Source organism: Streptomyces sp. NPDC086787 (assembly GCF_044745865.1).
GTDB lineage: Bacteria > Actinomycetota > Actinomycetes > Streptomycetales > Streptomycetaceae > Streptomyces.
The window spans coordinates 1-24746 of record NZ_JBIVBC010000031.1 but is presented as its reverse complement, the minus strand read 5'-3'; the positions used below and the strand labels follow the sequence as shown (position 1 = coordinate 24746).

Annotated in this window: 17 protein-coding genes and 1 pseudogene; 9 read left to right on the top strand and 9 right to left on the bottom strand. The window is 71.3% G+C overall.

The features are described 5' to 3' along the window. Positions 1 to 141: 141 nt before the first annotated feature. Positions 142 to 573 carry a hypothetical protein gene (locus ACIPK3_RS33385; RefSeq protein WP_402575864.1) on the bottom strand — a complete coding sequence of 144 codons (432 nt, stop codon included), beginning with the start codon at positions 571 to 573 and terminating at the stop codon, positions 142 to 144. Positions 574 to 1032: 459 nt separating this feature from the next. Between ACIPK3_RS33385 and ACIPK3_RS33380 the strand changes: the two genes are divergently transcribed. From ACIPK3_RS33380 to ACIPK3_RS33360, 5 genes and pseudogenes are all read left to right on the top strand, one after another. Further along, positions 1033 to 3888, top strand: a complete 2856-nt coding sequence (locus ACIPK3_RS33380) for a nitrate- and nitrite sensing domain-containing protein (RefSeq protein WP_402575860.1) — start codon at positions 1033 to 1035, stop codon at positions 3886 to 3888. After that, the gene (locus tag ACIPK3_RS33375; protein WP_402575858.1) at positions 3885 to 4319 is read left to right on the top strand and encodes a roadblock/LC7 domain-containing protein; all 435 of its coding nucleotides are present in this window, start codon (positions 3885 to 3887) and stop codon (positions 4317 to 4319) included. Before ACIPK3_RS33380 ends, ACIPK3_RS33375 begins: the two co-directional genes overlap by 4 nt. Before the next feature lie 9 nt (positions 4320 to 4328). Beyond that, a complete protein-coding gene (locus tag ACIPK3_RS33370; protein ID WP_402575856.1) occupies positions 4329 to 4724 on the top strand; it encodes a DUF742 domain-containing protein in 396 nt (131 codons plus the stop codon). A 24-nt stretch (positions 4725 to 4748) separates the two neighbouring features. Next, positions 4749 to 8385, top strand: a pseudogene (locus ACIPK3_RS33365) (hydantoinase B/oxoprolinase family protein). After that, complete coding sequence (locus ACIPK3_RS33360) at positions 8366 to 8971, top strand: GTP-binding protein (RefSeq protein ID WP_402575854.1); 606 nt, start codon at positions 8366 to 8368, stop codon at positions 8969 to 8971. Before ACIPK3_RS33365 ends, ACIPK3_RS33360 begins: the two are co-directional and overlap by 20 nt. 57 nt (positions 8972 to 9028) lie before the next feature. Here the strand turns inward: ACIPK3_RS33360 and glpK are convergent, their stop codons facing one another. The 4 genes from glpK to ACIPK3_RS33340 form a co-directional block, all read right to left on the bottom strand. After that, positions 9029 to 10549, bottom strand: coding sequence for a glycerol kinase GlpK (gene glpK / locus ACIPK3_RS33355; protein WP_402575852.1), 1521 nt, complete (start codon positions 10547 to 10549; stop codon positions 9029 to 9031). 22 nt (positions 10550 to 10571) lie between these two features. After that, positions 10572 to 11309 carry an MIP/aquaporin family protein gene (locus ACIPK3_RS33350; RefSeq protein ID WP_402575850.1) on the bottom strand — a complete coding sequence of 246 codons (738 nt, stop codon included), beginning with the start codon at positions 11307 to 11309 and terminating at the stop codon, positions 10572 to 10574. A gap of 319 nt (positions 11310 to 11628) precedes the next feature. Continuing rightward, a complete protein-coding gene (locus ACIPK3_RS33345; protein WP_402575848.1) occupies positions 11629 to 12819 on the bottom strand; it encodes a lipid-transfer protein in 1191 nt (396 codons plus the stop codon). Further along, entirely contained in the window at positions 12816 to 13208 is a 393-nt protein-coding gene (locus tag ACIPK3_RS33340; protein ID WP_402575862.1) for a Zn-ribbon domain-containing OB-fold protein, read from the bottom strand. Before ACIPK3_RS33340 ends, ACIPK3_RS33345 begins: the two co-directional genes overlap by 4 nt. Before the next feature lie 156 nt (positions 13209 to 13364). Here ACIPK3_RS33340 and ACIPK3_RS33335 point away from each other — a divergent pair, with 156 nt between their 5' ends. Then, a complete protein-coding gene (locus ACIPK3_RS33335; RefSeq protein WP_402575846.1) occupies positions 13365 to 13898 on the top strand; it encodes an NUDIX domain-containing protein in 534 nt (177 codons plus the stop codon). Positions 13899 to 13907: 9 nt separating this feature from the next. On the opposite strand, the gene ACIPK3_RS33330 is transcribed toward ACIPK3_RS33335, so the two are convergent. Further along, entirely contained in the window at positions 13908 to 16271 is a 2364-nt protein-coding gene (locus ACIPK3_RS33330; RefSeq protein ID WP_402575844.1) for a glycoside hydrolase family 31 protein, read from the bottom strand. Between the two features lie 223 nt (positions 16272 to 16494). Here ACIPK3_RS33330 and ACIPK3_RS33325 point away from each other — a divergent pair, with 223 nt between their 5' ends. After that, positions 16495 to 18462, top strand: a complete 1968-nt coding sequence (locus ACIPK3_RS33325; protein WP_402575842.1) for an acetoacetate--CoA ligase — start codon at positions 16495 to 16497, stop codon at positions 18460 to 18462. An 18-nt stretch (positions 18463 to 18480) separates the two neighbouring features. On the opposite strand, the gene ACIPK3_RS33320 is transcribed toward ACIPK3_RS33325, so the two are convergent. Further along, positions 18481 to 19800 carry an aminotransferase class I/II-fold pyridoxal phosphate-dependent enzyme gene (locus ACIPK3_RS33320; RefSeq protein ID WP_402575840.1) on the bottom strand — a complete coding sequence of 440 codons (1320 nt, stop codon included), beginning with the start codon at positions 19798 to 19800 and terminating at the stop codon, positions 18481 to 18483. A 45-nt stretch (positions 19801 to 19845) separates the two neighbouring features. Here ACIPK3_RS33320 and ACIPK3_RS33315 point away from each other — a divergent pair, with 45 nt between their 5' ends. Both ACIPK3_RS33315 and ACIPK3_RS33310 read left to right on the top strand, forming a co-directional pair. Then, on the top strand, positions 19846 to 21138 hold the full coding sequence (locus ACIPK3_RS33315; protein ID WP_402575838.1) for an MFS transporter: 1293 nt from the start codon (positions 19846 to 19848) through the stop codon (positions 21136 to 21138). Positions 21139 to 21160: 22 nt separating this feature from the next. Beyond that, the gene (locus ACIPK3_RS33310) at positions 21161 to 22108 is read left to right on the top strand and encodes a hypothetical protein (RefSeq protein WP_402575836.1); all 948 of its coding nucleotides are present in this window, start codon (positions 21161 to 21163) and stop codon (positions 22106 to 22108) included. Between the two features lie 53 nt (positions 22109 to 22161). Here ACIPK3_RS33310 and ptsP read toward each other — a convergent pair whose 3' ends face one another. Further along, a complete protein-coding gene (ptsP, locus tag ACIPK3_RS33305; protein ID WP_402575834.1) occupies positions 22162 to 23832 on the bottom strand; it encodes a phosphoenolpyruvate--protein phosphotransferase in 1671 nt (556 codons plus the stop codon). 84 nt (positions 23833 to 23916) lie between these two features. After that, positions 23917 to 24366 (bottom strand): PTS glucose transporter subunit IIA, encoded by a 450-nt coding sequence (locus ACIPK3_RS33300; protein WP_402575832.1) that lies wholly within the window; start codon positions 24364 to 24366, stop codon positions 23917 to 23919. Positions 24367 to 24746: the final 380 nt, after the last annotated feature.

Below are 24746 nucleotides of genomic sequence, written 5' to 3'. Positions count from 1 at the left end.
TGTGTTCCTAGACAGCTCCACCACATCGGAGGTCTTCGCCATGTTCAAGACCCACCAGTGTCAACAACGCTCGTGATCAATACACCTAGGGCGCCACAAGACGGTGCAGGCGTCGTTGAGTGCCCCTGAGGAGCCGCCCCCTCAGGGGTGCGACAGCTGTCCGGCACCGCCGCGACGGTCTATGCGCTCCCGCCCGGCGGCCTTCGCCTGCCGTCGGGACGCGCGACGCTCACGCCGAAGCGACCGCGCCGTGCTGCTCGGCTCCGACACCACGCCGCCCCGCTGGTTCCACACCTGACGCGTCACCCAGATGTCGACCACAGCCCATGTCGCCACCACCGTGCCGGCCACGCTGCTGAGCATCATCGGGAACGCCGGCCACGACCCCGCCAGGGCGCACAGGAACGCCACCATGGCCAGGACCAGTGTCACGGCGATGATGAGCACCGCCCGCACGGCCGAGGTACGCACCGGATCGGGCATCCGCCGACGCCGGGCCGGCTCCTCGATCCACAGCGGCCGGTAGGACGACTGCTGTTGTGTCGTCTGTCGTGTCGTCGGGCGTTCCCTCACTCCAACCTCCGGCACCTCGCGCTGCTCCCCCGTGCCCTTCAACGTCTTCCTCCCCGTTGCCGACGGACCGACCGCTCCGGTGTCCGTTCGACACCTGCTTCCCAGTGGCTGCCCGGCTTGCGCTCTTTTACGCCGCCAGGCCGCCTGATGCGTCACCTACGGCCGATTCCGCACCCAATTCCCATAAGAGAAGACGTGCGACAGATCGAGAAGTTCCCCGATCGAGGAAGATTTCCAGCCAACCGGACCGGCCCTGCCGAACGGTCCGCTCCAGCTCACGGATGTGATCGAGGTGACAATCTCCCGCAATGCCCGGACAACTCGTCATGTTGTGCCGACCGCACGGAAGTCCGGCTTCCGGACAGGGCTTCGAGTTGGTCCCGCGACGGTAGTAGGCTCGCGCCGTTTGTTGCCGCACATATGTGCCCCCGGCCGGCGGGGGTCGAGCTGGGGGAGGCCATGCGCTTTCGCGGGAAGTCGATCCGCCGGAAGATCGTGGCGCTGCTTCTCGTGCCGCTGGTGTCCCTGACCGCCGTCTGGGGTTTCACGACGGTACTCACGGGGCGTCAGGCCGCCGCGCTGATGCACGTCTCGGACGTCGTGGAAGGCATCGCGTATCCCACCGAGGACACCGTCCGCCTGTTGCAGGAGGAACGCCGCCAGACCCTCGTCTACCTAGCCGACCCGCGTGCGGCGGACGTGCTCACGGCCCTGCGGCAGTCCCGGACCGCGACCGACCGGGCAGCCGCCAGGATCCGGAACAACGCCCAGGACTCCAGCCTCCGCGAGCTGATGGACGCGGACGGTACCGAACGGATGACCGCCCTCCTCGACGCCCTCGGCGGGATCGACGCACTGCGCCGCAACGTCGAGGAGGGCGCGGTCACCCGCTCCCAGGCCCTCGGTCTCTACAACCGCGTCGTCGAATCCTGCTTCTCCCTCCTTTCCGGCCTCGACGGGATCAAGGACGTGGAGCTGGACCGGCAGGCCCGCGCCATCGTCACCATCACCCGGGCCCGCGAACTCCTCTCCCGCGAGGACGCGTTGCTGGGCTCCGCCCTGGTGGTGGGCAAGCTCTCGCGCGCGGAGACCCGCTATGTCTCCGACCTCGTGGCACAGCGCGAACTGCTCTACGAGATCAGCACGCCGATGCTCCCTCCCGCGGACCGCGACCGCTACGACCGTTTCTGGAAGAGCGCCACCACCACACCGCTGCACGTGGCCGAGCAGACGGTCATCAAGACCGGGTCCGGCACACCGCGGGGGGTAAGCGCCAAGAGCTGGGACGCCGCCGCGGGCAGTACGCTCGATGAGCTCCACAAGCTCAACGACCAGCTCGCCGACCGCTTCCAGGACCGCGTCGACCCTGTGGCCCAGAGCGTGATCGTCCAGGCGGTCGTCGCCGGCGCCCTGGGACTCGTCGCGCTCCTCCTCTCCATCTTCCTGTCCGTACGCATCGGCCGCGGTCTCATCCGCGACCTGCGGCAGCTGCGCCTCGACGCCCACGAGGCGTCCGGTGTCCGGCTGCCCGGTGTGATGCGGCGGCTCTCCGCGGGCGAAAAGGTCGACGTGGAGACCGAGGCCCCGCTCCTGGAGCACGCCGAGAACGAGATCGGCGAGGTCGGTCAGGCCCTCAACACGCTTCAGCGCGCCGCCGTCGAAGCCGCTGTCAAACAGGCCGAACTGCGCGCCGGTGTCTCCGAGGTCTTCGTGAACCTCGCCCGGCGCAGCCAGGTCCTGTTGCACAAGCAGCTCACCCTGCTCGACACGATGGAGCGCAGGACGGAGGACACCGACGAACTCGCCGACCTCTTCCGCCTCGACCACCTCACCACCCGGATGCGGCGGCACGCCGAGGGCCTGGTGATCCTCTCCGGCGCGGCCCCGTCGCGGCAGTGGCGCAAGCCCGTACAACTGATGGACGTCGTCCGGGCCGCCGTCGCCGAGGTCGAGGACTACGAGCGCATCGAGGTCCGCAGGCTGCCGCGGATCGCCGTCAAGGGCCCGGCCGTCGCCGACCTCACCCACCTGGTCGCCGAACTCCTGGAGAACGCGACGGTGTTCTCCCCGCCGCACACCGCTGTCCAGGTCCTCGGTGAGCGGGTCGCCAACGGCTTCACCCTGGAGATCCACGACCGGGGTCTCGGCATGCCGGCCGAGGCGCTGCTCGACGCCAACCTCCGGCTCGCCGAGACACCCGAGTTCGAGCTCTCCGACACCGACCGGCTCGGCCTCTTCGTGGTCAGCCGCCTCGCTCAGCGCCAGCACGTGAGCGTCTCGCTGCAACCCTCGCCCTACGGCGGCACGACCGCGGTCGTCTTCGTCCCCGAGGCGCTGCTCACCAGCGACACCCCCGACACCAACGGCATCGGCTTCCGTCTCGACCGGGTCCAGCCCCTCAGGCAGCCCGAAGCCGAGCAGAGCCGAGGGGCCGGGCTCACCCAGGTGCCCGCGCGCATGCCGAGCCTGACGTCCTCGCTCCTGGACGGGCCCGTGGAACTGGAGCCGCCCGTCGAGCTGGACACCCTCGACGACTTCCCGGGGGCTCTCACCGACGCCGACAGCGAACGCGGCGGACTCTTCCGCCCCCGTCGCCGCTCGGCGGCCCGGACCCCGGACGCACCGCTTCGGCAGGGCGAGCCGCACCGTAAGTCGCCCGGTGTCACGGACCCGCCCGCCGCCGGCGACCGCCCCACCGGCGGTGTGCCACTCCCGCGCCGGGGCACGCCCAAGCTGGTCAGCTCGCACGGCAGGCCCGTCGGCGAGGAGCGCGCCGGGCGCCGGCAGGAGTCCGAGGAGAACCGCACGGGACCCCACCGCTCCGAACCGGAAGCGCCTCTGGCACCGCTGCCGTCACGGCGCCGGGGCGAGACCTCCCGGTATCCCGGCAGCGAGCCCGCCGACCGCGCCGACGGGTCCCCGGCCTCCCCGGGCACGGCCCCCGACGAGACCTTCGAGGCGCCGACGCTGCCCCGACGCAACCGCCGCTCCGCGATCTCCTCCGCCGGTGATCCGGACGCCGCCGCACCGCTCGGCGGCGGCAGCCCCTGGGAGACCGGGCCGGCCGGATCCGCAGCGGAACCGGAGGCGCTGCCCAGGCGCGTGCGCCAGGCCAGTCTGGCGCCGCAGCTCAGGCAGGACCCCGAACAGCGGACCGACGCTCCGACGGATCCCGTCGAGCGCGACGCCGACGAGGTACGCGGCCGCATGGCCTCGCTCCAGCGCGGCTGGCAGCGCGGCCGCCGGGACAACACCGCGGGCGACGGCGCCCGGAACGGCCCAGCACAGGGAACGACAGAGGGGAACGGTCGATGACCGCACCGAAGGCCACCGGCCACACCACGACGAACCGCGGAGCGCTCGACTGGCTGCTCGACGAACTGGTCGACCGGGTCGCCAGCATCCGCAAGGCCGTAGTGCTCTCCGGTGACGGCCTGCCCACCGGCGTGTCCAAGGACATGACCCGCGAGGACAGCGAGCACCTGGCCGCCGTCGCCTCCGGATTCCACAGCCTGGCCAAGGGCGTGGGACGCCACTTCGAGGCGGGCAGTGTCCGGCAGACCGTCGTCGAACTCGACGAGGCCTTCCTGTTCGTGACGGCCGCGGGCGACGGCAGCTGCCTCGCCGTGCTCTCCGACGCGGACTCCGACATCGGACAGGTCGCGTACGAGATGACCCTGCTGGTCAAGCGGGTCGGGGCGCATCTGGGCGCCGCCCCGCGCACCGACCTGCCCGCAGGCGGGTAGTGGAATGACATGAGCGGAGAGGGTCAGGGAACAAGCCACTGGTTCGACGACGAGGCCGGACCGGTCGTCCGTCCGTACGCCATGACGCGCGGCCGCACCATCGGTGCGGCCCAGGACCGCCTCGACCTGATCGCGTTGGTCGTCGCCGAACCCCACGCGGACGACCCGGAGGCCGACCGGACACTGTCCCCGGAACACGTGGACATCGTGGAGCTCTGCCGTGACGCCCCGCAGTCCGTCGCCGAACTCGCCGCCCGGCTCGATCTGCCCGTCGGGGTCGTGCGCGTCCTCATCGGCGACCTCGTGAACGGGCGACTCGTGCATGTCACGCGGCCCGTTCCGCCGGCCGAACTGCCCGACGAGAGTATTCTGCGCGACGTGATCAACGGCCTCCGGGCGCTGTGACCAGCGCGGAATCGGAGTAGTGACGTGACAGGCTGGCAGTTCTGGGTCGACCGAGGCGGCACCTTCACCGACATCGTCGCGCGGCGTCCGGACGGCCGGCTGCTGACCCGGAAGCTGCTCTCCGACAACCCGGCCCGCTACGACGACGCGGCCGTGGCCGGTGTCCAGGCACTTCTCGACGGTTCCACGGAACCCGTCGAGTCCGTCCGCATGGGCACGACGGTGGCCACCAACGCGCTGCTGGAGCGCGGGGGCGAGCGCACTCTCCTCGTCATCACCCGCGGCTTCGGCGACGCCCTGCGGATCGCCTACCAGAACCGCCCGCGCATCTTCGACCGCCGCATCGACCTGCCGGAGCCGCTGTACGAGCGGGTCATCGAGGTGGACGAGCGGATCACGGCCGACGGCACCGTCCTGACACCTCCCGACCTGGCAACCCTCGCCGCGCCGCTCCAGGAGGCGCACGACGACGGGATCCGCGCCGTCGCCGTCGTCTGCATGCACAGCCATCTGCACCCCGAACACGAACGGGCCATCGGGGAACTGGCCGCGAGCACCGGCTTCTCGCAGGTCTCGTTGTCCAGCGAGGTCAGCCCGCTGATGAAGCTCGTCCCGCGTGGGGACACCGCCGTCGCCGACGCCTACCTGTCGCCCGTGCTGCACCGCTACGTCCAGCGCCTGGGCGACGCCCTCGCCGGTGTCCGCCTGCTGTTCATGCAGTCCAACGGCGGCCTGGCCGAAGCCGGACAGTTCCGCGGCAAGGACGCCGTCCTGTCCGGGCCGGCCGGCGGCATCGTCGGCATGGCCCGTATGTCGCAGCTCGCGGGACACGACCGGGTGATCGGCTTCGACATGGGCGGCACCTCCACCGACGTCTCGCATTTCGCGGGGGAGTACGAACGCGTCTTCACCACACAGCTCGCCGGAGTCCGCCTGCGCGCCCCCATGCTGGACATCCACACGGTGGCCGCCGGAGGCGGCTCCGTCCTGCACTTCGACGGCACCCGGTACCGGGTGGGGCCGGACTCGGCCGGCGCGGACCCGGGACCTGCCTGCTACCGCGGCGGCGGCCCGCTCGCGGTCACCGACGCCAACGTGATGCTCGGCCGTATCCAACCCGCCCACTTCCCCAGGGTGTTCGGCCCCGACGGCGATCAGCCCCTGGACGACGGCGTCGTCCGTGACCGCTTCACCGCCCTGGCCCACGAGATCCGTGAGCGGACCGGCGACGACCGAACCCCGGAACAGGTCGCCGAGGGCTACCTCCAGATCGCCGTGGCCAATATCGCGAACGCGGTGAAACGGATCTCTGTCCAGAAGGGCCACGACGTCACCCGCTACGCCCTCACCACCTTCGGCGGCGCGGGCGGCCAGCACGCCTGCATGGTCGCCGACTCCCTCGGTATCCGCACCGTCCTCGTGCCGCCCATGGCCGGAGTCCTCTCCGCGCTCGGTATCGGCCTCGCCGACACCACGGCCATGCGCGAGCAGTCCGTCGAGGCCCCGCTCGACGCCGCGTCGATGCCGGAGACCGACAGGACGGCCGACGACCTGGAGGGCGCGGCCCGCGCCGAACTCCTCGCCGAGGACGTCCCCGAGGACCGCGTCAGGGTCACCCGGCGGGCCCAGCTGCGCTACGACGGCACCGACACCACCCTCACCGTCGAGCTCACCGAGCCCGACACCATGAGACACGCCTTCGAAGAACGTCATCGCGCCACGTACTCCTTCACGCTCGACCGCCCGATCGTCGTCGAGGCCCTCTCCGTCGAAGCCACCGGCATCACCGACCCCCCTGATCTGTCCGCCCTCGCCACCTACCAGGGCCACCCAGCGCCCCCCGAGACCGTCCGCCTCCACACCGGCGGCGCCTGGCGTGACGTCCCCCTCCACCGCCGCGAGGAACTGCCGCCCGGTGAAACCGTCACGGGCCCCGCGATCCTCGTCGAGGACGGTGCGACGACCGTCGTCGACGACGGCTGGCGGGCCGGGGCGACCGACGACGGGCATCTGCTCATGGAACGCGCGACGATTACGCAGAGTTCCGAACTCGGCACGGAAGCCGACCCCGTTCTGCTGGAGGTCTTCAACAACCTCTTCATGTCCATCGCCGAACAGATGGGCGCCCGGCTGGAGTCCACGGCCCAGTCCGTCAACATCAAGGAACGCCTCGACTTCTCCTGCGCCCTGTTCGCCCCCGACGGAAGCCTGGTGGCCAACGCCCCGCACATCCCCGTCCACCTGGGCTCCATGGGCACCAGCGTCAAGGAGGTCATCCGCCGGCGCGGCGACACCATGCGGCCTGGCGACACCTACGCGGTGAACGACCCGTACCACGGCGGCACCCATCTGCCCGACGTCACCGTCATCACCCCCGTGTTCGACACGCAGGGTGACCGGATTCTGTTCTACGTGGCTTCCCGCGGCCACCACGCCGAGATCGGCGGCATCGCCCCCGGCTCCATGCCCGCGAACAGCCGCACCATCGAAGAGGAGGGCGTCCTCTTCGACAACTGGCTGCTGGTCGAGAACGGCCGCTTCCGGGAGGCGGAGACCCTGCGCCTGCTCACCGAAGCGCGGTACCCCACCCGCAACCCCAGGACCAACCTCGCCGACCTGCGCGCCCAGATCGCCGCCAACCGCAAGGGCGTCGACGAGGTCGGCCGCATGATCGGGGAGTACGGCCTCGACGTCGTCCAGGCCTACATGCGGCACGTCCAGGACAACGCCGAGGAAGCGGTGCGGCGCGTCATCGACGCTCTCGACGACGGCGAGTGCGCCTACGAGACCGACTCGGGAGCCGTCATCCGGGTCCGTGTGCACGCGGACCGCGACCACCGCCGCGCGACCATCGACTTCACCGGTACGTCCGCGCAGCTCGGCACCAACTTCAACGCCCCCTCCGCGGTCGTCAACGCGGCGGTCCTGTACGTCTTCCGCACCCTGGTCGCCGACGACATCCCGCTCAACGACGGCTGTCTGCGCCCCCTGGAGATCATCGTGCCGTCCGGTTCGATGCTCGCCCCCGAGCCGCCCGCCGCCGTCGTCGCGGGCAACGTCGAGACCTCGCAGGCCATCACCGGCGCCCTCTACGCCGCGCTCGGCGTCCAGGCCGAGGGATCCGGGACCATGAACAACGTGACCTTCGGCAACGAACACCACCAGTACTACGAGACCGTCGCCTCCGGGTCGGGCGCCGGAGACGGCTTCGCGGGCGCGAGTGTCGTGCAGACCCATATGACCAACTCGCGGCTGACGGATCCGGAAGTCCTGGAGTGGCGGCTGCCCGTACTGCTCGACGAGTTCGCGGTCCGCCGGGGGAGCGGCGGGGCCGGGGGGTGGCGGGGCGGGGACGGAGCTGTGCGCCGTATTCGGTTCCTGGAGCCGATGACCGTCTCGACGCTCTGCCAGCACCGCCGGATCCCGCCGTACGGGATGGCGGGCGGCGCACCCGGCGGGCTCGGCGCGGGCCGGGTGGAGCGGCCCGACGGCACCGTGACCGAACTCGCCGGAAGCGACTCGGCGGAGGTCGGCCCCGACGACGTACTCGTCATCGAGACCCCCGGTGGCGGAGGCTACGGCCCGCCGTCACCCGATGTCCATCAAGAACCATCAAGCAGGTCGAGCAGGAGAAGAGAGCGATGATCTTCGGGCGTTCTGAGCGCGGCAACCCTCCCGTCGAGCCCGTCACGCTCAAGATCCTGGTGGCCGGCGGCTTCGGCGTGGGCAAGACCACCCTGGTGGGCGCGGTCAGCGAGATCCGACCGCTGCGCACCGAGGAACTGCTCACCGAGGCAGGGCGGCCGGTCGACGACATCCGTGGTGTGGAGCGCAAGCACACCACCACCGTGGCCATGGACTTCGGCCGCATCACGCTGCGCGAGGACCTGGTGCTGTACCTGTTCGGCACGCCCGGGCAGGAACGCTTCTGGTTCATGTGGGACGAGTTGTCCGAGGGCGCGCTGGGTGCCGTCGTACTCGCCGACACCCGGCGGCTGGAGGACTGCTTCGCCGCGGTGGACTACTTCGAGCGGCGCTCCATACCCTTCCTCGTCAGCGTCAACTGCTTCGAGGGCGCTCCCCGCTATCCGGCGGACGCCGTCCGCCGTGCCCTCGACCTCGACGAGGACGTGCCCGTCGTGCTGTGCGACGCCCGGGACCGCGAGTCCGTCAAAGAGGTGCTCATCGGCGTCGTCCAGCACGCGATGGCGTACGGCGCCGAACGACGCCGGACGGTCACCACCTGACACTGGCGTACGGTCCGTACCGCCTACCGGGGCGGCGCGGGCCGTACGCCGGCCCGCCTACTCGTCGCCCTCTGCCAGCCAGCCGAAGCTCTTCTCCACGGCCTTGCGCCAGTTGCGGTACTCGCGGTCGCGCAGTGACGCCTCCATGGCGGGCGTCCACTCCGTGTCCTTCCGCCAGTGCGACTTCAGTTCGTCCAGGTCGTTCCACACGCCGGTCGCGAGGCCGGCCGCGTAGGCGGCGCCCAGGCAGGTCGTCTCGGAGACCTTCGGCCGGATCACGGGCACGCCGAGCACATCCGCCTGGTGCTGCATGAGCAGGTTGTTCCCGGTCATGCCGCCGTCGACCTTGAGCGCGGTGATGGGCACCCCGGAGTCCTGGAACATGGCGTCCACGACCTCGCGTGTCTGCCAGCTGGTGGCCTCGAGCACCGCGCGGGCCAGATGGGCCTTGGTGACGTAGCGGGTCAGACCGGTGACGACCCCGCGCGCGTCGGAGCGCCAGTACGGCGCGAACAGGCCCGAGAACGCGGGCACGATGTACGCCCCGCCGTTGTCCTCGACACTCGCCGCCAGCGGTTCGATCTCGTCGGCCGTGCGGATGAGGCCGAGCTGGTCGCGGAACCACTGGACGAGCGCGCCAGTGATCGCGATGGACCCCTCCAGACAGTAGACGGGTGCCTCATCGCCGATCTTGTAGCCCAGGGTCGTCAGCAGCCCGTTCTTCGAGGGCACGGGGCGGTTGCCGGTGTTGAGCAGCAGGAAACTCCCGGTGCCGTAGGTGTTCTTGGCCGTGCCGACGTCGTAGCAGGCCTGTCCGAACACGGCCGCCTGCTGGTCGCCGAGCGCCGAAGCGACGGGAACACCGGCGAGCGGGCCCTCGGCGGTGCCGTAGACCTCGGCCGAGGACCTGATCTCCGGGAGGACGGCCTCGGGCACGTCCATCGCGGCGAGGATGGACGCGTCCCACTGGAGCGTCTCCAGGTTCATCAGCATGGTGCGACTCGCGTTCGTCACGTCGGTGACGTGCCGCCCGCCCCCGGTGCCCCCGGTGAGGTTCCAGATCAGCCAGGAGTCGATGGTTCCGAAGGCGATCTCCCCGCGCTCGGCACGGTCCCGGAGACCCGGCACACTGTCCAGCAGCCAGGCCGCCTTGGGCCCGGAGAAGTAGCTGGCCAGCGGCAGCCCGGTCTGCTCACGGAACCGGTCCTGCCCGTCCGGGCCGCCGAGCCGGCCGCACAGGGCGGCGGTACGGGTGTCCTGCCAGACGATCGCGTTGTGCACCGGCTTGCCCGTGGCCCGGTCCCACAGGACGGTCGTCTCCCGCTGGTTGGTGATGCCCAGCGCGCTGAGCTGGTCGGCCCGCAACCCCGCCTTGGCGAGCGCGCCCGCCACGACCGCCTGCACCTTGGACCAGATCTCGGTGGCGTCGTGCTCCACCCAGCCCGGCTTGGGGAAGATCTGGCGGTGCTCACGCTGGTCGACGGCGACGATCGCGCCACCGTGGTCGAAGATGATGCAGCGGCTCGAAGTGGTGCCCTGGTCGATCGCGGCGACGTACTTCTCGACGGTGTCCGTCATGGCTACCCCTTGGTCGCTTGGGTCAGAAGGCCGCGTTGTAGACGAGGCCCGCGAGCACGCCGCCGACCAGTGGGCCGACGACCGGGATCCACGCGTAACCCCAGTCGGACGTGCCTTTGTTGGGAATCGGCAGGAAGGTGTGCACGAGGCGCGGGCCGAGGTCGCGCGCCGGGTTGATGGCATATCCGGTCGGCCCGCCGAGGGACAGACCGATACCGACGACGAGCAGCGAGACGATGAGCACGGTGGTGCCGGACTCACCGAGCCCCTCGGTCAGCCCGAAGGCGAGCACGGGCAGGACCAGCGCGACCGTGGCGATGATCTCCGTGATCAGGTTCGCGACGGGGTTCCGGATCTCCGGGATGGTGGAGAAGATGCCGAGTGTCGCGGTGGGCTCCTCCGGCGAGTCCTCGTCCCGGACATTCGCCTGGAACTGGGCCAGATAGACCAGGTACGCCAGCACGGCGCCCAGCATCGCTCCGACGATCTGCCCGAGCAGGTACACCCAGACCTTGCCCCACTTGCCGGTGTCCACGGCGATGCCGATGGTGACGGCCGGGTTGAGCTGGCCACCGGACAGCGGGGCGGCGGTGTACGCGCCCGCCAGCACGCCGAAACCCCAGCCGAACGCGATCACGACCCACCCCGAGGCCCGCGCCTTGGAGTGCCTGAGGGTGACCGCCGCGCAGACGCCGGCACCGAAGAGGATCAGGATGGCGGTGCCGACGACCTCGCCGACGAATATGTCTCCGTTGCTCATGGCGGCTCCTCGACGCTTGCCCGGAGCCATCGGCTCCGGTGGTCCGAGCAGGAACGATTCCCTTGGCGACTTCAGCCGAAGGCAGGGAGAGTCCCGCGCCCCGCCCGGCGTCCGTGACGAGCGTGCCGTCGCGGCCGAATCGCCCCTGGAAGACGAGCCATGGCTCAGCGGGAGCCCATGGCACAGCGCCTGCTAACGCCGAGAATGTGCGGCGATGCCGACCGACACCGGGAAGTTTTCACCGGAGCCCACTGAGCGTCAAGGTCGCCGACCGCAACGGTGACGGCCGTATGCCTCGGACCTGTCGGGGTCGGCCGACTCACCGCACCACGACGACCGACGAGCCGTGTCCGAACAGGCCCTGATTGGCCGTGATCCCCACGCGCGCTCCGGCGACCTGCCGGTCACCCGCCTCCTCCCGCAACTGCCACGCCAGCTCGCAGACCTGGGCGAGTGCCTGTGCGGGCACGGCCTCCCCGAAGGAGGCGAGGCCGCCGCTGGAGTTCACGGGTATGCGCCCGCCCGGAGCCGTCGCGCCCTCCCGCAGCAGCTTCACGCCCTCGCCCTCACCGCACAGCCCCAGGTCCTCGTACCACTGCAACTCCAGGGCGGTGGACAGGTCGTACACCTCGGCCAGGGACAGGTCCTCGGGGCCGATGCCCGCCTCCTCGTAGGCCGCCCGCGCGATCGACGCCCGGAACGTCTCGTCCGGCGGCCGCACGGCCGCCGCCGAGTCCGTGGCGATGTCCGGCAGATCCAGCACCGTGCTCGGGTAGCGGGGCGTGACCGTGGACACCGCGCGGATCCGCACCGGTCGTGCCATGCCGTGCCGACGGGCGAACTCCAGGCTCGACAGCACCAGCGCGGCGCCGCCGTCCGAGGTCGCGCAGATGTCCAGGAGCCGCAGCGGATCGGCGACCACGGGGGAGGCCGCCACCTCCTCGGCGGTGACCCGCTTGCGGTAGCGCGCGTACGGATTCAGCGCCCCCAGGCTGGAGTTCTTCACCTTGACGAGCGCGAAGTCCTCGGGCGTGTCCCCGTGCACCGCCATTCTGCGGCGCGCGTACAACCCGAAGTACCCCGGGTTCGTCGCTCCCAGCAGCCGGAAACGCAGCCAGTCCGGGTCGTCCGGCCGGTCTCCGCCGGCCGGCCGGAAGAACCCCTTGGGTGCCGCGTCCGCACCCACCACGAGCACGGTGTCCGCGAGCCCCGCGAGGATCTGCGCCCGGCCGGCGGCGACGGCCTGCGCCCCGGAGGCGCAGGCCGCGTAGACACTGGTGACCCGGGCGCCCTGCCAGCCCAGGGCCTTCGCGAAGGTCGCGCCCGCGACATACCCGGGATACCCGCCACGCACCGTGTCCGCGCCGACGACCGAGCCGATGTCCTGCCACCGCAGGCCCGCGTCGGCCAGCGCCGCGCGCGCCGCCGCCGCCCCGTACTCCGCGAAGCCGCGCCCCCACTTGCCCCAGGCGTGCATGCCCACGCCGAGCACCGCCACGTCAGCCGTCATGCCGTCACCTCCACCGGCCGCCAGTTCCAGATCGTCCAGGTCGCCTCCGCATCCGTGTGCAGCACGCCGGGGACGACCTCCACCTCCATCCCCACCGCCAGACCGGCGACGGTGACACCCGGAACGGCCTGTCCCAGTACGACGATCCGTTCGGACTCCAGCTCCACAGCGATCAACGCGTACGGCTCCCACGGAAGTTCCGGATCGCTCACATAGGGTGACGGTGGCCGGTACCTGCTGTCCGTGTACGACCAGATCCGCCCCCGTCGCGACAGGGGCACCTCGGTCAGTTCGCCGCCCTGGCACCAGGGGTTGCGGCAGTGGGTGTCCTCGCGGGGGAAGAAGAAGGAGCCGCAGGCGGAGCAGCGGGTGCCGAGGAGCCGGAACATGTCTCCCTCGCCGGTGAACCAGCCGGAGACCGCAGGTGTTCGTGTGCGCGTCAAAACTCCTCCAGACACCAGATCTGACGGAACGTCAGAAGTGTGCCACGGGCCGCCGTGAAGCGGCAGGGCATGGCCGATAACCTGATTGGATAAAGTCCGCGCGTGTCCGAATCCCAGCACCCAGCCGCCAACACCGCCCCGGGCTCGCACTGTTCGAGCTGCGGAGCGTCCTACGGCGACGGCGTCCTCCCCTGGCCGCGCACCTGCCCGGCCTGCGGCGCCACCGCCTACCGCAACCCGCTGCCGGTCGCGGTCGCCCTCCAGCCCGTGTACGACACGAAGGGCACCGCCCTGGTCGTCATCACCCGCACCATCGGCCCCGCGCGCGGGGGCATCGCCCTGCCCGGCGGCTACATCGACGACCGCGAGGACTGGCGGCGGGCCGTGGTCCGCGAACTCGGCGAGGAGACCGGCATCGAGGCGGAGAGCCGCGATGTCCGGCTCGCCGACGCCATGAGCTCGCCCGACGGGCACCTGCTGCTCTTCGGAATCCTCCCGGAGCGCCCGGCCGAACTGCTTCCGCGCTCCCGGGCGACCGACGAGACGGAGGGCTGGCACCTGCTGCGCAGGCCCGAGGAACTCGCCTTCCCCCTGCACACCGTGGCCGCACGGGCGTGGTTCGAAGGCCGGTACTGAGCCGACCGCTCACCCCAGCCCGCGGACGCGCACCGGGTAGGGCGGCTCACCCGCGCCGGCCTCCCCCTCGCGTACGACCACCACCCGCCGGCCCTCCCACCGGACGGCATAGCGCTCGATCTCCGGCTCGTCCCACCCGTCGCCGGCATCCGGCACGACCAGCCCGCCACCGCTCCGGCCGCGGGCGGGTGCCCACACCTCCAGCGCCGTAGCGCCGTCGTCGTCCCGCACGGGCACGACGGCGCCCGCGCGCGCGAGGACCGGAATCCGCGACAGCGGAGCATGGACCAGCACCTGCCCGGGGCCCTCGTGGACCTGCTCCGTCACCGTGTCGTACCAGCGCCCCCGCGGCAGCCGCACCACCCGTCGGTCCGCACCCGCTTCGAGCACCGGCGCGACCAGGAGACCGTCGCCCAGCAGAAACGCGTCCTCGCAGTCGCGCAGCGCCCGGTCCTCCGGCGCCCCCCACCACAGCGGCCGGACATAGGGCGCACCGGTCCGCCGGGCCAGATGCGCGAGGGTCAGGAGGTACGGCAGCAGCCGCCGCCGTCCGTCCAGCGCCGCGCGCGCGTGCTCCAGCACCTCGTCGCCGAACTCCCAAGGCTCCCGTCGCCCCGCCCGCAGACTCGCGTGCGTCCGGAACAGCGGCAGGTACGCACCGAGCTGGAACCACCGCAGATACAGTTCCGGCGACGGGCTCCCGTCGAACCCCCCGATGTCCGGGCCCGAATACGGCACGCCGCACAGGCCGAGCCCCAGAACGAGCGACAGGGACGCGTGCAGCCCCGGCCAGCCGGTGCCCACGTCCCCGGACCACGTACCCCCGTAGCGCTGCATCCCGGCCCACCCTGAGCGCGAGAACAGGAACGGCCGCTCACCGGGAACCAGCTCGCGCAGCCCCTCGTAGCCCGCCCTGGCCATGCACAGGCCGTACACGTTGTGAGCCTCCCGGTGGTCGCCGCCGCGCCCCTCCAGGGAATGCCGCGCCGAGCGCGGCAGCGTCGTGTCACCGAACGCGGTGAACGACGTCGGCTCGTTCATGTCGTGCCAGAACCCGGCGAAGCCCTGCCCGAGACGCTCCTCGTAGAGCCCTCCCCACCACTCACGCACGTCCGCGTGCGTGAAGTCCGGATAGACCGACTCCCCGGGCCACACCACGCCCCGCACCGGCCGCCCCGAAGCGTCCTTCACGAAGGCGTCCACGGCCGCCCCGCCGTCGTACACGGCGTTGCCCGGCGCCGCCTTCACCGCGGGGTCGACGATCGACACGAGCCGGATCCCGTCCCGCCGCAGTTCGTCGGCGAGTCCCGGCAGCTTCGGGAACCGCTTCTGATCGACGGTGAACACCTGGTGCGCGTCGTAGTGGTCGATGTCCAGGTGCACGGCGTCCAGGGGCAGACCGCGCTCCCGGTAGCCCGCCACGATCCGCCGGACCTCCCGCGCGCTGCCGAAGCCCCACCGCGCGTGGTGGTGACCGAGCGCCCACGCGGGCGGCAGCGCGGGCGCCCCGGTCAGCGCGGCCCAGGCGTGCAGCACACGGGCGGGAGTGCCCACCATCACCCAGCAGCGCAGCGGACCGCCGTCCATCCGCAGCTCGGAGCGCCCGGCCTGGTCGTGCCCGGACCCGGCGCCCTCCCTGCCCTCCCGCAGTGTCACCGTCCCGTCCCACGAGGAGTCGTGGAACACCAGATGCGTGGCCGCGTCCGCGACCACCAGCTGCACCGGCATGGTGATGTACAGCGGATCGTCACCCGGCCCGAAGGAGCCGCCGGGGTCGGTGTTCCACAGCCGGTACGTCCCGTCGCGCAGCCGGGGTCCCGACGCCCGGCCCCCCAGCCCGAAGAAGCGCGCGTCGGCGCTCACCTCCGACCGTTGCGACCAGCGCGCGGTGCCGCCACCGACCGGCTCCCACCAGCGCGGCGGCAGCGCCCGCCGCAGCGGCACACCGCCCGGCGTGCACACCTCGACGGCACCGTGCCGCGACACGACGACCGTCACCCGCTCCGCCACGACCCGCCAGCCGCCATCCGTGTCCGGCTCCAGCACCGCCCGCGGGTCCGGTTCGGGGCACCGGCCCGTGAGCGCGTAGGACGGCTCGGGACCGGCTCCGTCCCAGCCCCAGAAGACAGCACCGCTCACCGTGACCAGAATTCTCAGCTCGAACCGGCTGAAGCGGATGACACCACCCCCGGGGCCGGGCTCCGCACCCCGCACGGCTCCGGGCACCCGCGCGCGCTCGGCGCCCCGCGGCGGCAGCCCCGCGGCGTCCGCGCGCCTTCTGCGCCACGCCGCCCGTACGGTACGCAACCCGCGGGCCACCGCCCCCGCCGAACCGACCACCTTTACCGACCGCACCAGGTCACGACCGTCCATGCTGCTCACCCTGCCACTCAGCTCTCCACACGCGCGGGTCGTTCAACTCCCGTTCACCCACGCCGGGTCCCCGCCTTGAAGGCACCGGCCAGGACGGCGACCGCGCGGGGCGCCCTGGTGCAGAAGTCGATCACATGGCATCGTCCCTGTCAGCCGCGTCACGCGCACAACCCGGCCGTGCGCGAGCGACGCCCACCACGCGCACAGTCCTGGAGAGCCGCCCATGTCGACCGCGAACGTCCAGCCGCTCTGGCAGCCAGATCCGGCACGCATCGCCCGGACACGCATCACCAGCTTCCAGACCTGGGCGGCACAACACCACGGCGCCCCGGCCGAGGGCGGCTACCCGGCACTGCACCGCTGGTCCGTCGACCAGCTGGACACGTTCTGGAAAGCCGTCACGGAGTACTTCGACGTCCGGTTCTCGACGCCCTACGCGCGCGTGCTCGGCGACCGCTCGATGCCCGGAGCGCAGTGGTTCCCGGGGGCCACGCTGAACTACGCGGAACACGCCCTGCGCGCCGCGACGACCCGCGCGGACGAACCCGCCCTCCTGTACGTCGACGAGAGCCACGAGCCACGCCCGGTCACCTGGTCCGCGCTTCGCCGCCAGGTCGGTTCCCTCGCCGCCGAGCTGCGTGCCCTGGGCGTACGGCCGGGCGACCGCGTCAGCGGATACCTCCCCAACATCCCCGAGGCCGTCGTCGCCCTCCTCGCCACCGCGGCCGTGGGCGGCGTCTGGACCTCCTGCGCGCCCGACTTCGGCGCCCGCAGCGTCCTCGACCGCTTCCAGCAGGTGGAACCGGTCGTCCTGTTCACCGTGGACGGCTACCGCTACGGGGGCAAGGAGCACGACCGCCGCGAGATCGTCGCCGAACTGCGCGGCGAGCTGCCCACCCTGCGCGCCGTCGTGCACATTCCCGTCCTCGGCACCGAGGCACCGGACGGTGCCCTGGAGTGGTCGGCGCTGACCTCCGCCGACACCGAGCCCGTCTTCGAACAGGTCCCCTTCGACCACCCCCTGTGGGTGCTCTACTCCTCCGGCACGACCGGCCTGCCCAAGGCCATCGTGCAGTCCCAGGGCGGCATCCTGGTCGAGCACCTCAAGCAACTCGGACTGCACTGCGACCTGGGCCCCGAGGACTGCTTCTTCTGGTACACCTCGACCGGCTGGATGATGTGGAACTTCCTCGTCTCCGGCCTGCTCACCGGCACGACGATCGTGCTGTACGACGACAGCCCCGGCTATCCGGACACGGGCGCCCAGTGGCGGGTGGCCGAACGCACCGGCGCCACTCTGTACGGCACTTCGGCGGCGTATGTCATGGCCTGCCGCAAGGCGGGTGTGCATCCCTCCCGGGACTTCGACCTCGCCAAGGTGAAGTGCGTCGCCACCACCGGATCGCCCCTGCCTCCGGACGGCTTCCGCTGGCTGCACGACGAGGTCCGTGACGACCTGTGGATCGCCTCGGTGAGCGGCGGCACGGACGTGTGCTCCTGCTTCGCCGGAGCGGTGCCGACCCTCCCGGTCTACACCGGTGAACTCCAGGCACCGGGCCTCGGTACCGACCTGCAGTCCTGGGACCCGAGCGGCGAGCCCCTCGTCGACGAGGTGGGCGAACTGGTGGTCACCAACCCCATGCCCTCGATGCCGATCCGCTTCTGGAACGACCCCGACGGCTCCCGCTACCACGACAGCTACTTCGACACCTATCCCGGCGTCTGGCGGCACGGCGACTGGATCACCGTCACCTCACGCGGCTCCGTCGTCATCCACGGCCGCTCCGACTCCACGCTCAACCGCCAGGGCGTACGCATGGGATCGGCCGACATCTACGAAGTGGTCGAGCGGCTGCCCGAGATCAAGGAGTCGCTGGTCATCGGGATCGAACAGCCCGACGGCGGCTACTGGATGCCGCTGTTCGTGCACCTCGCGCCGGGAGCGGTCCTGGACGAGGCGCTCCTGAACCGCATCAAGCGGGCCATCCGCGAACAGCTCTCCCCGCGCCACGTCCCCGACGAGGTCATCGAGGTGCCCGGCATTCCGCACACCCTCACCGGAAAGCGCATCGAGGTCCCGGTCAAGCGCCTTCTCCAGGGAACTCCCCTGGAGAAGGCCGTCAACCCGGGCTCCATCGACAACCTGGAGCTGCTGGACTTCTACGAGAGCCTGGCGCGCAAGCGCGCCTGACCTCCCCGCAGGTACCGGTCAGCCGCCGTAGGTGGCCTCGGACTCGCCCAGCACCGACGCGAAGTCCGAGGCCAGCCGCACCGCGTCGGCCGGCTCCAGACCAGCCACGGAGATCCGCACACCGGGCGCCGACGACAGCCGGAACCGCGCGCCCGCCGCGATCCACCAGCCGCACGACCGCAGCCCGTTCACCACGGCCGACTCGTCCCGCACCGGAACCCACAGATTCATCCCGCTCACCCCGTGCGAGACGATGCCCCGCCCGGTCAGCTCCCGGCCCAGCGCCTCACGGCGCACCGTGTACGTCTCCCGCGCGCGCGTGACCAACGCGTGCGTGGCGTCGTCCGTCAGCAGCCCGAGCACGGTCTCCTGGAGCAGATGACTCACCCAGCCGGACGACAGCTGCAGCCGCCCGTCGTGCCGGGCGAGCGTGACGGCGTCACAGGCCGCCGCGGCCCACCGCAGATCCGTCCCCAGGAACTTGCTCACCGTCCGCACATGCACCCACCGCGGCAGCCCCGCGACGGTCAGCGAGTGCAGGGGGGCACCGGCGACGGCGGACGCGTGGTCGTTCTCCACGACCAGCACCTCGGGCTCCTCCGCCAGCACGGCGAGCAGCGCGTCCCTGCGGGCCACCGAGAAACACCCGCCGTACGGATTCTGCGCCCGAGGGCTGCACACCACCGCGCGCGCCCCCGCACGCAGCGCGACCCGCAGGGCGTCGGGCCGCATCCCCTCGTCGTCCACGGCCACCGGTACGATCCGCAGCCCCAACGCCGTGACCAGGTCGAGCAGATGGTGGTAGCCGGGATCCTCCATGGCCACGGCGTCGCCGGGCCGCAGCTCCACCGAGAACAGCCGGTCGACGAGATCCAGCGCTCCGTGCGCGAAGGTGACGTGCTCCACGGGCACACCGTCCGGCCGGAGCCAGTCCCGCACGGCCTCCTCCAGCCGCGCCAGCCGCGGTGCGGCGCGATGGGAGCGGGTGCCGGGCGACAGCCGGGTCGGGGGTACCAGGCCGGGAAGCAGCTCCGGGTCCGGATGCCCGCCCGACAGCTCCCGCAGCCCCTCCGGCACCCTCGGCGGCCGCCGTGACGCCACGGCCGGAGCCGCCGCCACCACGGTCCCGCCGCGCCCGCGTGTCACCAGGATGCCCCGCTGCCGCAGGTCCTTGTAGGCCGTGGCGGCCGTGCCCGGACTCACCCCGAGCTCCTCCGCGAGCCGCCGTACGGGCGGGAGCGCGGCACCCGGAGCCAACGCGCCCTCCGCGACACCTCGTTCGACCGACGCGGCAATTCCCTTGGCTGTCGTGCCAGTGATCTCATATTGTGTTGCCACGTTGTTGATTATGTATCAATACATAATCCGGAGCAAGGGGGAATCGTGGGAACCGAGGGAATCGTGGACGCCAAGTCCCGTGCCGCCACCCGGTCGAAGCGCATACCAGGAGGCCGGAACGGGCGCAGGATGCTCGCCATCGCCCTCGTCGACCGCACCGGAAGCGGCTTGTGGGCAGCCGTCTCGGTCCTCTACCTCACCTACGTCTCAGGCCTCTCCCTGGCGCAGGTGGGCACGCTCGCGGCCGTCTCCGGCGCCGTCGGCATCGCCGGATCACCCCTGGGCGGCCGCATCGCGGACCGGTTCCCGATCACCCGCGTCCTGACCGCGTTCCAACTCGTCCGCGCCCTCGCCTCCCTCGCCCTGCTCACCACCGACAACTACGCCCTGCTCGTCGCCTGCTCGGCCGTCAGCACCCTCGGAGACCGGGCCGCGAACGTCCTGACCAAGCTGTACGCCACCCGGGTAGCAGGACCGGACCGAGTCCGTTACCAAGCCCTCAACCGAACCGTCGCCAACGCGGGCTGGGCCCTGGGCGGCCTCGGCGCCGCGGCCGCACTCGCCCTCGGCACCACCAGCGCCTACCGCTGGCTCCTCGTCGGAGACGCCGCCTCGTTCCTCGCCACCGCACTCCTCACCCTGCGCTGCGGCGAACCCCCCTCGCCCGCCCGCACCGTCGCCACCTCGAAGGACGTCGGCCCGGCGATCCGGCCGGCCAACCCGTGGCGCGACCGCACCTACCTCGCCTACGTCGTGACGGAGACGGTCCTCAGCCTCCACGACGCCGTCTTCAGGATCGGCCTCTCCCTGTGGATCGCCCACTCCGGCCACGCGCCCAACGGTCTCGTCGCCGTCCTGCTGGTACTCAACAGCGTGATGGTGGTGGCCTTCCAGGTCCCGCTCGCCCGCCTCGGCACCACCACCGCGGCCGCCCGGGGGCTGCTGGTCCCACTCGCCGCCGCATTCGCCCTCGGTGGCCTCACGATGGCGCTCTCCGCCGACGGCGGCGCCTTCCGGGCCACGGTGTTCATCACCGCCTCGGCGATCGCCTTCACCCTCGCCGAAATGCTGCAGGCCACCGTCTCCTGGGAACTCTCCGTGGCGCTCGCCCCCGACACCTCCCAGGGCGCCTACCTCGGCGTGCACGGACTCGCCCAGTCGGCCCAGCGCAGCCTCGGACCCCTCGCTGTCACCGCCGCCATCGCCGGCGGCCCCGTCGGCTGGACCACGTTCGGCGCCGCCATCGCCGTGACCTGCGTCGTTCAGCACCGTCTCGTCCGCGACCGCCTCCACAGGGCTCCGTTGTCAGTGCCCCCGGTTACCGTGAGTGAGCATTGATCGACTGCGCACAGGGGGAAACATGGCGCACACCGACCACCTGACCATGCGGCACATCCTGCGCCGCGAAATCGCGGGCACCATCGGCCTGCTGGCCGACGAGCACGACTTCCGCTCCATGCGGCGCTACCGCAGCTTCATCTTCGACGACCACACCGCCTACCTCGAGCAGATGGAGGTCCTGCTCAGGAGCCTGGCGGCACAAGGCGGACACACCACCCTGGCCCTGTTCGACCCGGAGGAGTACGCCGAGTACTGCGCGGAGGCAGGCCTGGACCCGGACCTCCCGGCCAGCCGCACCCGTTTCACCGCACAACTCGCGGCCACCGGACCCACCGTCCCCTACGACGGCCAGCCCCTCACCGAGCTGGTGCCCGACCTCGTCGACGAGGCCGTCCGACGGGCCACCTGGGAGTACGCGAGCACCCTGCTGACCCGCCTCGGTCCCTGCCCCACCTGCGGAGAGGACATCGGCCGAGCCGCGTTCACGCGGGCCGCCGATCTGCTGGCCCGAATCCTCGGCACCGCCCCGCCCGGCAACCGCCACCTCGTCTGCAGCGTCTCGGGCCCTCCGGAAACCGTCTCCGCCGTCCTCCACTTCGACGACGACATCGACAGCACGCCCCATCTGGACGAGGCGGAGACCCTCGAATTCACCACCGTCCTCGCCCTGGGCATCGCCACTCGCAGCGCCGGCGGACTCGTCATGCGCACCAGCGCCCCGGGCACCGCCGACCGCGTCTACGGCTGGCGACTGAGGGGAAACGGTGTCGAACCCCTCACCGCGGGCGAGGTGTTCGACGCCTACTGCACGGACACCCATACCGGCGACGTCATCCCACCCGAGCCCGACGTCGACTACTGCGTGCCACCCGACCTGGGAGAGCCTGCAGAAACCGGAGAGACCGGAGAGTCCGGGGAGAGCGGGGAGACCGGAGACGGCCGCAGGCCACCGGGGCACGATCACTGAATCCGTGACCGGGCGCCCCGGGAAAGCCACAGCCGACGGCCGGTGTCACCGCCTCACTCGCCGGACAACACCGCCCGGGCCGCCGCGCGCGCCTCCTCGGCACCGTCGGCGGCCCGTGCCGCCGCGGCGGCACGCTCGCACTGGGCCAGCGTGTACTTGGCCAGCGTCGCCCGGACATACGGAAGTGACGCCGAACCCATCGACAAGGAGGTGACCCCCAGACCCGTCAGCACACAGGCCAGCAGCGGGTCCGAAGCGGCCTCGCCGCACACGCCGCAGCTCTTGCCCTCGGCCTTCGCCGCCTCCGCGGACAGCGCGACCAGGTCCAGCAGCGCGGGCTGCCACGGATCCTGGAGCCTGGACACCGCACCCACCTGACGGTCCGCGGCGAACGTGTACTGCGCGAGGTCATTGGTCCCCAGAGAAAGGAACTCGACCTCCTGGAGAATCGAGCGCGCCCGCAGTGCGGCCGACGGGATCTCCACCATCGCGCCGAACTTCGCCCGCAACCCCGCATCGCGGCACGCGTCGGCGAACGCCCTGGCGTCGGCCCGGTCGGCCACCATCGGAGCCATGACCTCCAGGTAGACCGGCAGCCCGTCAGCGGCCCTCGCCAGCGCGGTCAGCTGCGTGCGCAGAACGTCGGGATGGTCGAGAAGCGTCCGCAGCCCGCGCACGCCGAGCGCCGGGTTGGGTTCGTCCGAGGGGGTGAGGAAGTCCAGCGGCTTGTCCGCACCCGCGTCCAGGACACGTACGACGACACGGCCCTCGGGGAACGCCTCCAGAACCGCCCGGTAGGCCTCGATCTGCTTCTCCTCGGACGGTGCGTTCTTGCTGTCGTCGAGGAACAGGAACTCGGTACGGAAGAGGCCGACACCCTCCGCCCCCGCCTCCAGGGCGGCCGGTACGTCGGACGGACCACCGATGTTGGCCAGCAGCGGCACCTTGTGGCCGTCGGCGGTCACCCCCGGGCCCGTGGACGCGGCGAGCGCGGCCCGGCGCTCGGCCGACGCGGCTTCGAGCTGCGCCTTCCGCTCGTCGCTCGGGTTCACGAAGATGTCGCCGGTGCTGCCGTCGACGGCAATCACCGTGCTCTCGGGAAGCTCGCTGGCACCGGGCAGCGCGACCACGGCCGGAACTCCGAGCGCCCGCGCCAGGATCGCGCTGTGACTGGTCGGGCCGCCCTCCTCGGTGACGAAACCGAGCACCAGCGTGGTGTCCAGCAGAGCGGTGTCGGCCGGCGCGAGATCACGGGCCACAAGCACATACGGCTCGTCGCTGTCGGGGACGCCCGGCATGGGCACCCCGAGCAGCCGGGCGACGATGCGGTTGCGCACATCATCGAGGTCGGCGACCCGGCCGGCGAGGTACTCGCCGGCTCCCGCCAGCAGTTCCCGGTAGGCAGCGAAGGCGTCGTACACGGCACGCTCCGCCGTGCTGCCGACCGCGATCCGCCGCTCGACATCCGCGATCAACTCGGGGTCCTGCGCCATCAGGGCCTGCGCCTCCAGCACGGCCTGGGCCTCGCCACCGGCCAGATTGCCGCGTGCGATCAGGTCGGCCGCGACCGCGTCCACGGCCTGACGGGCACGCCCCTGCTCGCGCTCGGCCTCCTCCGCCGGAATCTGTTTGGCGGGCGGTTCCAGTACCGCCGTACCCATGTGGCGAACCTCGCCGATCGCCACACCGTGGCTCACACCGACGCCTCGCAGCGTTGTCTCCATCTCACCCGTCTCCGGTAGTAACGGCGGATCCCACCGCCGTGGTGGTTGTCCTGCTCGCCGTCCGTCCTCACGACGGCACGGGGGTCACGCCCACAGGAAGAGGTTGTCGCCGGTCTTCACGTCGCCGTCCTGGCGCAGTTCGGCAAGATCCCCGGCCGTGGCCTCCAGTGCCACCACCGGGCAGACCGGGGACTTTCCGGCGGCCTCGACGGCGGCCGGGTCCCATCGCACGACGGCCTGGCCGCGTGCCACGGTGTCGCCCTTGCCGACGAGCAGCTCGAAGCCCTCGCCGTTGAGCTGAACGGTGTCGATACCAAGGTGGATGAGCACCCCGTGTCCTCGGTCGTCCACGACGACGAAGGCGTGCGGGTGCAGGGAGACGATGACGCCGTCCACGGGCGCGACCACCTCGGACGGCTCACGGACGGGGTCGATCGCTGTCCCCGGGCCGACCATGGCCCCGGAGAAGACCGGATCCGGAACGGACGCCAGCCCGATGGCGCGTCCTGCGAGAGGGGACGTCACGGTGGTCATGGGAAGCCTCCCAGAAGTGGAGCCGCATCGCTCTGAGCAGCAGCGTATGCCAGATGAAGTGAGCATTCCGCACGAAACTAGCAGCTGGTGGTCTAGACCACCAGTCCCGCCGATTTGCGACCCGTTCATACCCCCGTGTACTGTCGTACCCCTGCTCGAGGCCGAGCGACGCGAAACAGGCGCGCCCACTCAGCAGCACCAAACTGGTCAGATCCCAATCTCGGGTCTCCTTTCGCATGTCTGCGGAACGGTGGTCAGAGGGACGGAAAATCACTGATAGAGTTTGAAACGCAAGAACGAAGGGAAGCGCCCGGAGGAAAGCCCGAGAGGGTGAGTACAAAGGAAGCGTCCGTTCCTTGAGAACTCAACAGCGTGCCAAA

Excerpts from the sequence above, each read along its gene's own strand:
- ACIPK3_RS33380 (WP_402575860.1), top strand. The coding sequence starts at position 1,033 with ATGCGCTTTCGCGGGAAGTCGATCCGCCGGAAGATCGTGGCGCTGCTT.
- ACIPK3_RS33375 (WP_402575858.1), top strand. The coding sequence starts at position 3,885 with ATGACCGCACCGAAGGCCACCGGCCACACCACGACGAACCGCGGAGCG.
- ACIPK3_RS33370 (WP_402575856.1), top strand. The coding sequence starts at position 4,329 with ATGAGCGGAGAGGGTCAGGGAACAAGCCACTGGTTCGACGACGAGGCC.
- ACIPK3_RS33360 (WP_402575854.1), top strand. The coding sequence starts at position 8,366 with ATGATCTTCGGGCGTTCTGAGCGCGGCAACCCTCCCGTCGAGCCCGTC.
- glpK (WP_402575852.1), bottom strand. The coding sequence starts at position 10,549 with ATGACGGACACCGTCGAGAAGTACGTCGCCGCGATCGACCAGGGCACC.
- ACIPK3_RS33350 (WP_402575850.1), bottom strand. The coding sequence starts at position 11,309 with ATGAGCAACGGAGACATATTCGTCGGCGAGGTCGTCGGCACCGCCATC.
- ACIPK3_RS33345 (WP_402575848.1), bottom strand. The coding sequence starts at position 12,819 with ATGACGGCTGACGTGGCGGTGCTCGGCGTGGGCATGCACGCCTGGGGC.
- ACIPK3_RS33340 (WP_402575862.1), bottom strand. The coding sequence starts at position 13,208 with ATGTTCCGGCTCCTCGGCACCCGCTGCTCCGCCTGCGGCTCCTTCTTC.
- ACIPK3_RS33330 (WP_402575844.1), bottom strand. The coding sequence starts at position 16,271 with ATGGACGGTCGTGACCTGGTGCGGTCGGTAAAGGTGGTCGGTTCGGCG.
- ACIPK3_RS33325 (WP_402575842.1), top strand. The coding sequence starts at position 16,495 with ATGTCGACCGCGAACGTCCAGCCGCTCTGGCAGCCAGATCCGGCACGC.
- ACIPK3_RS33310 (WP_402575836.1), top strand. The coding sequence starts at position 21,161 with ATGGCGCACACCGACCACCTGACCATGCGGCACATCCTGCGCCGCGAA.
- ptsP (WP_402575834.1), bottom strand. The coding sequence starts at position 23,832 with ATGGAGACAACGCTGCGAGGCGTCGGTGTGAGCCACGGTGTGGCGATC.
- ACIPK3_RS33300 (WP_402575832.1), bottom strand. The coding sequence starts at position 24,366 with ATGACCACCGTGACGTCCCCTCTCGCAGGACGCGCCATCGGGCTGGCG.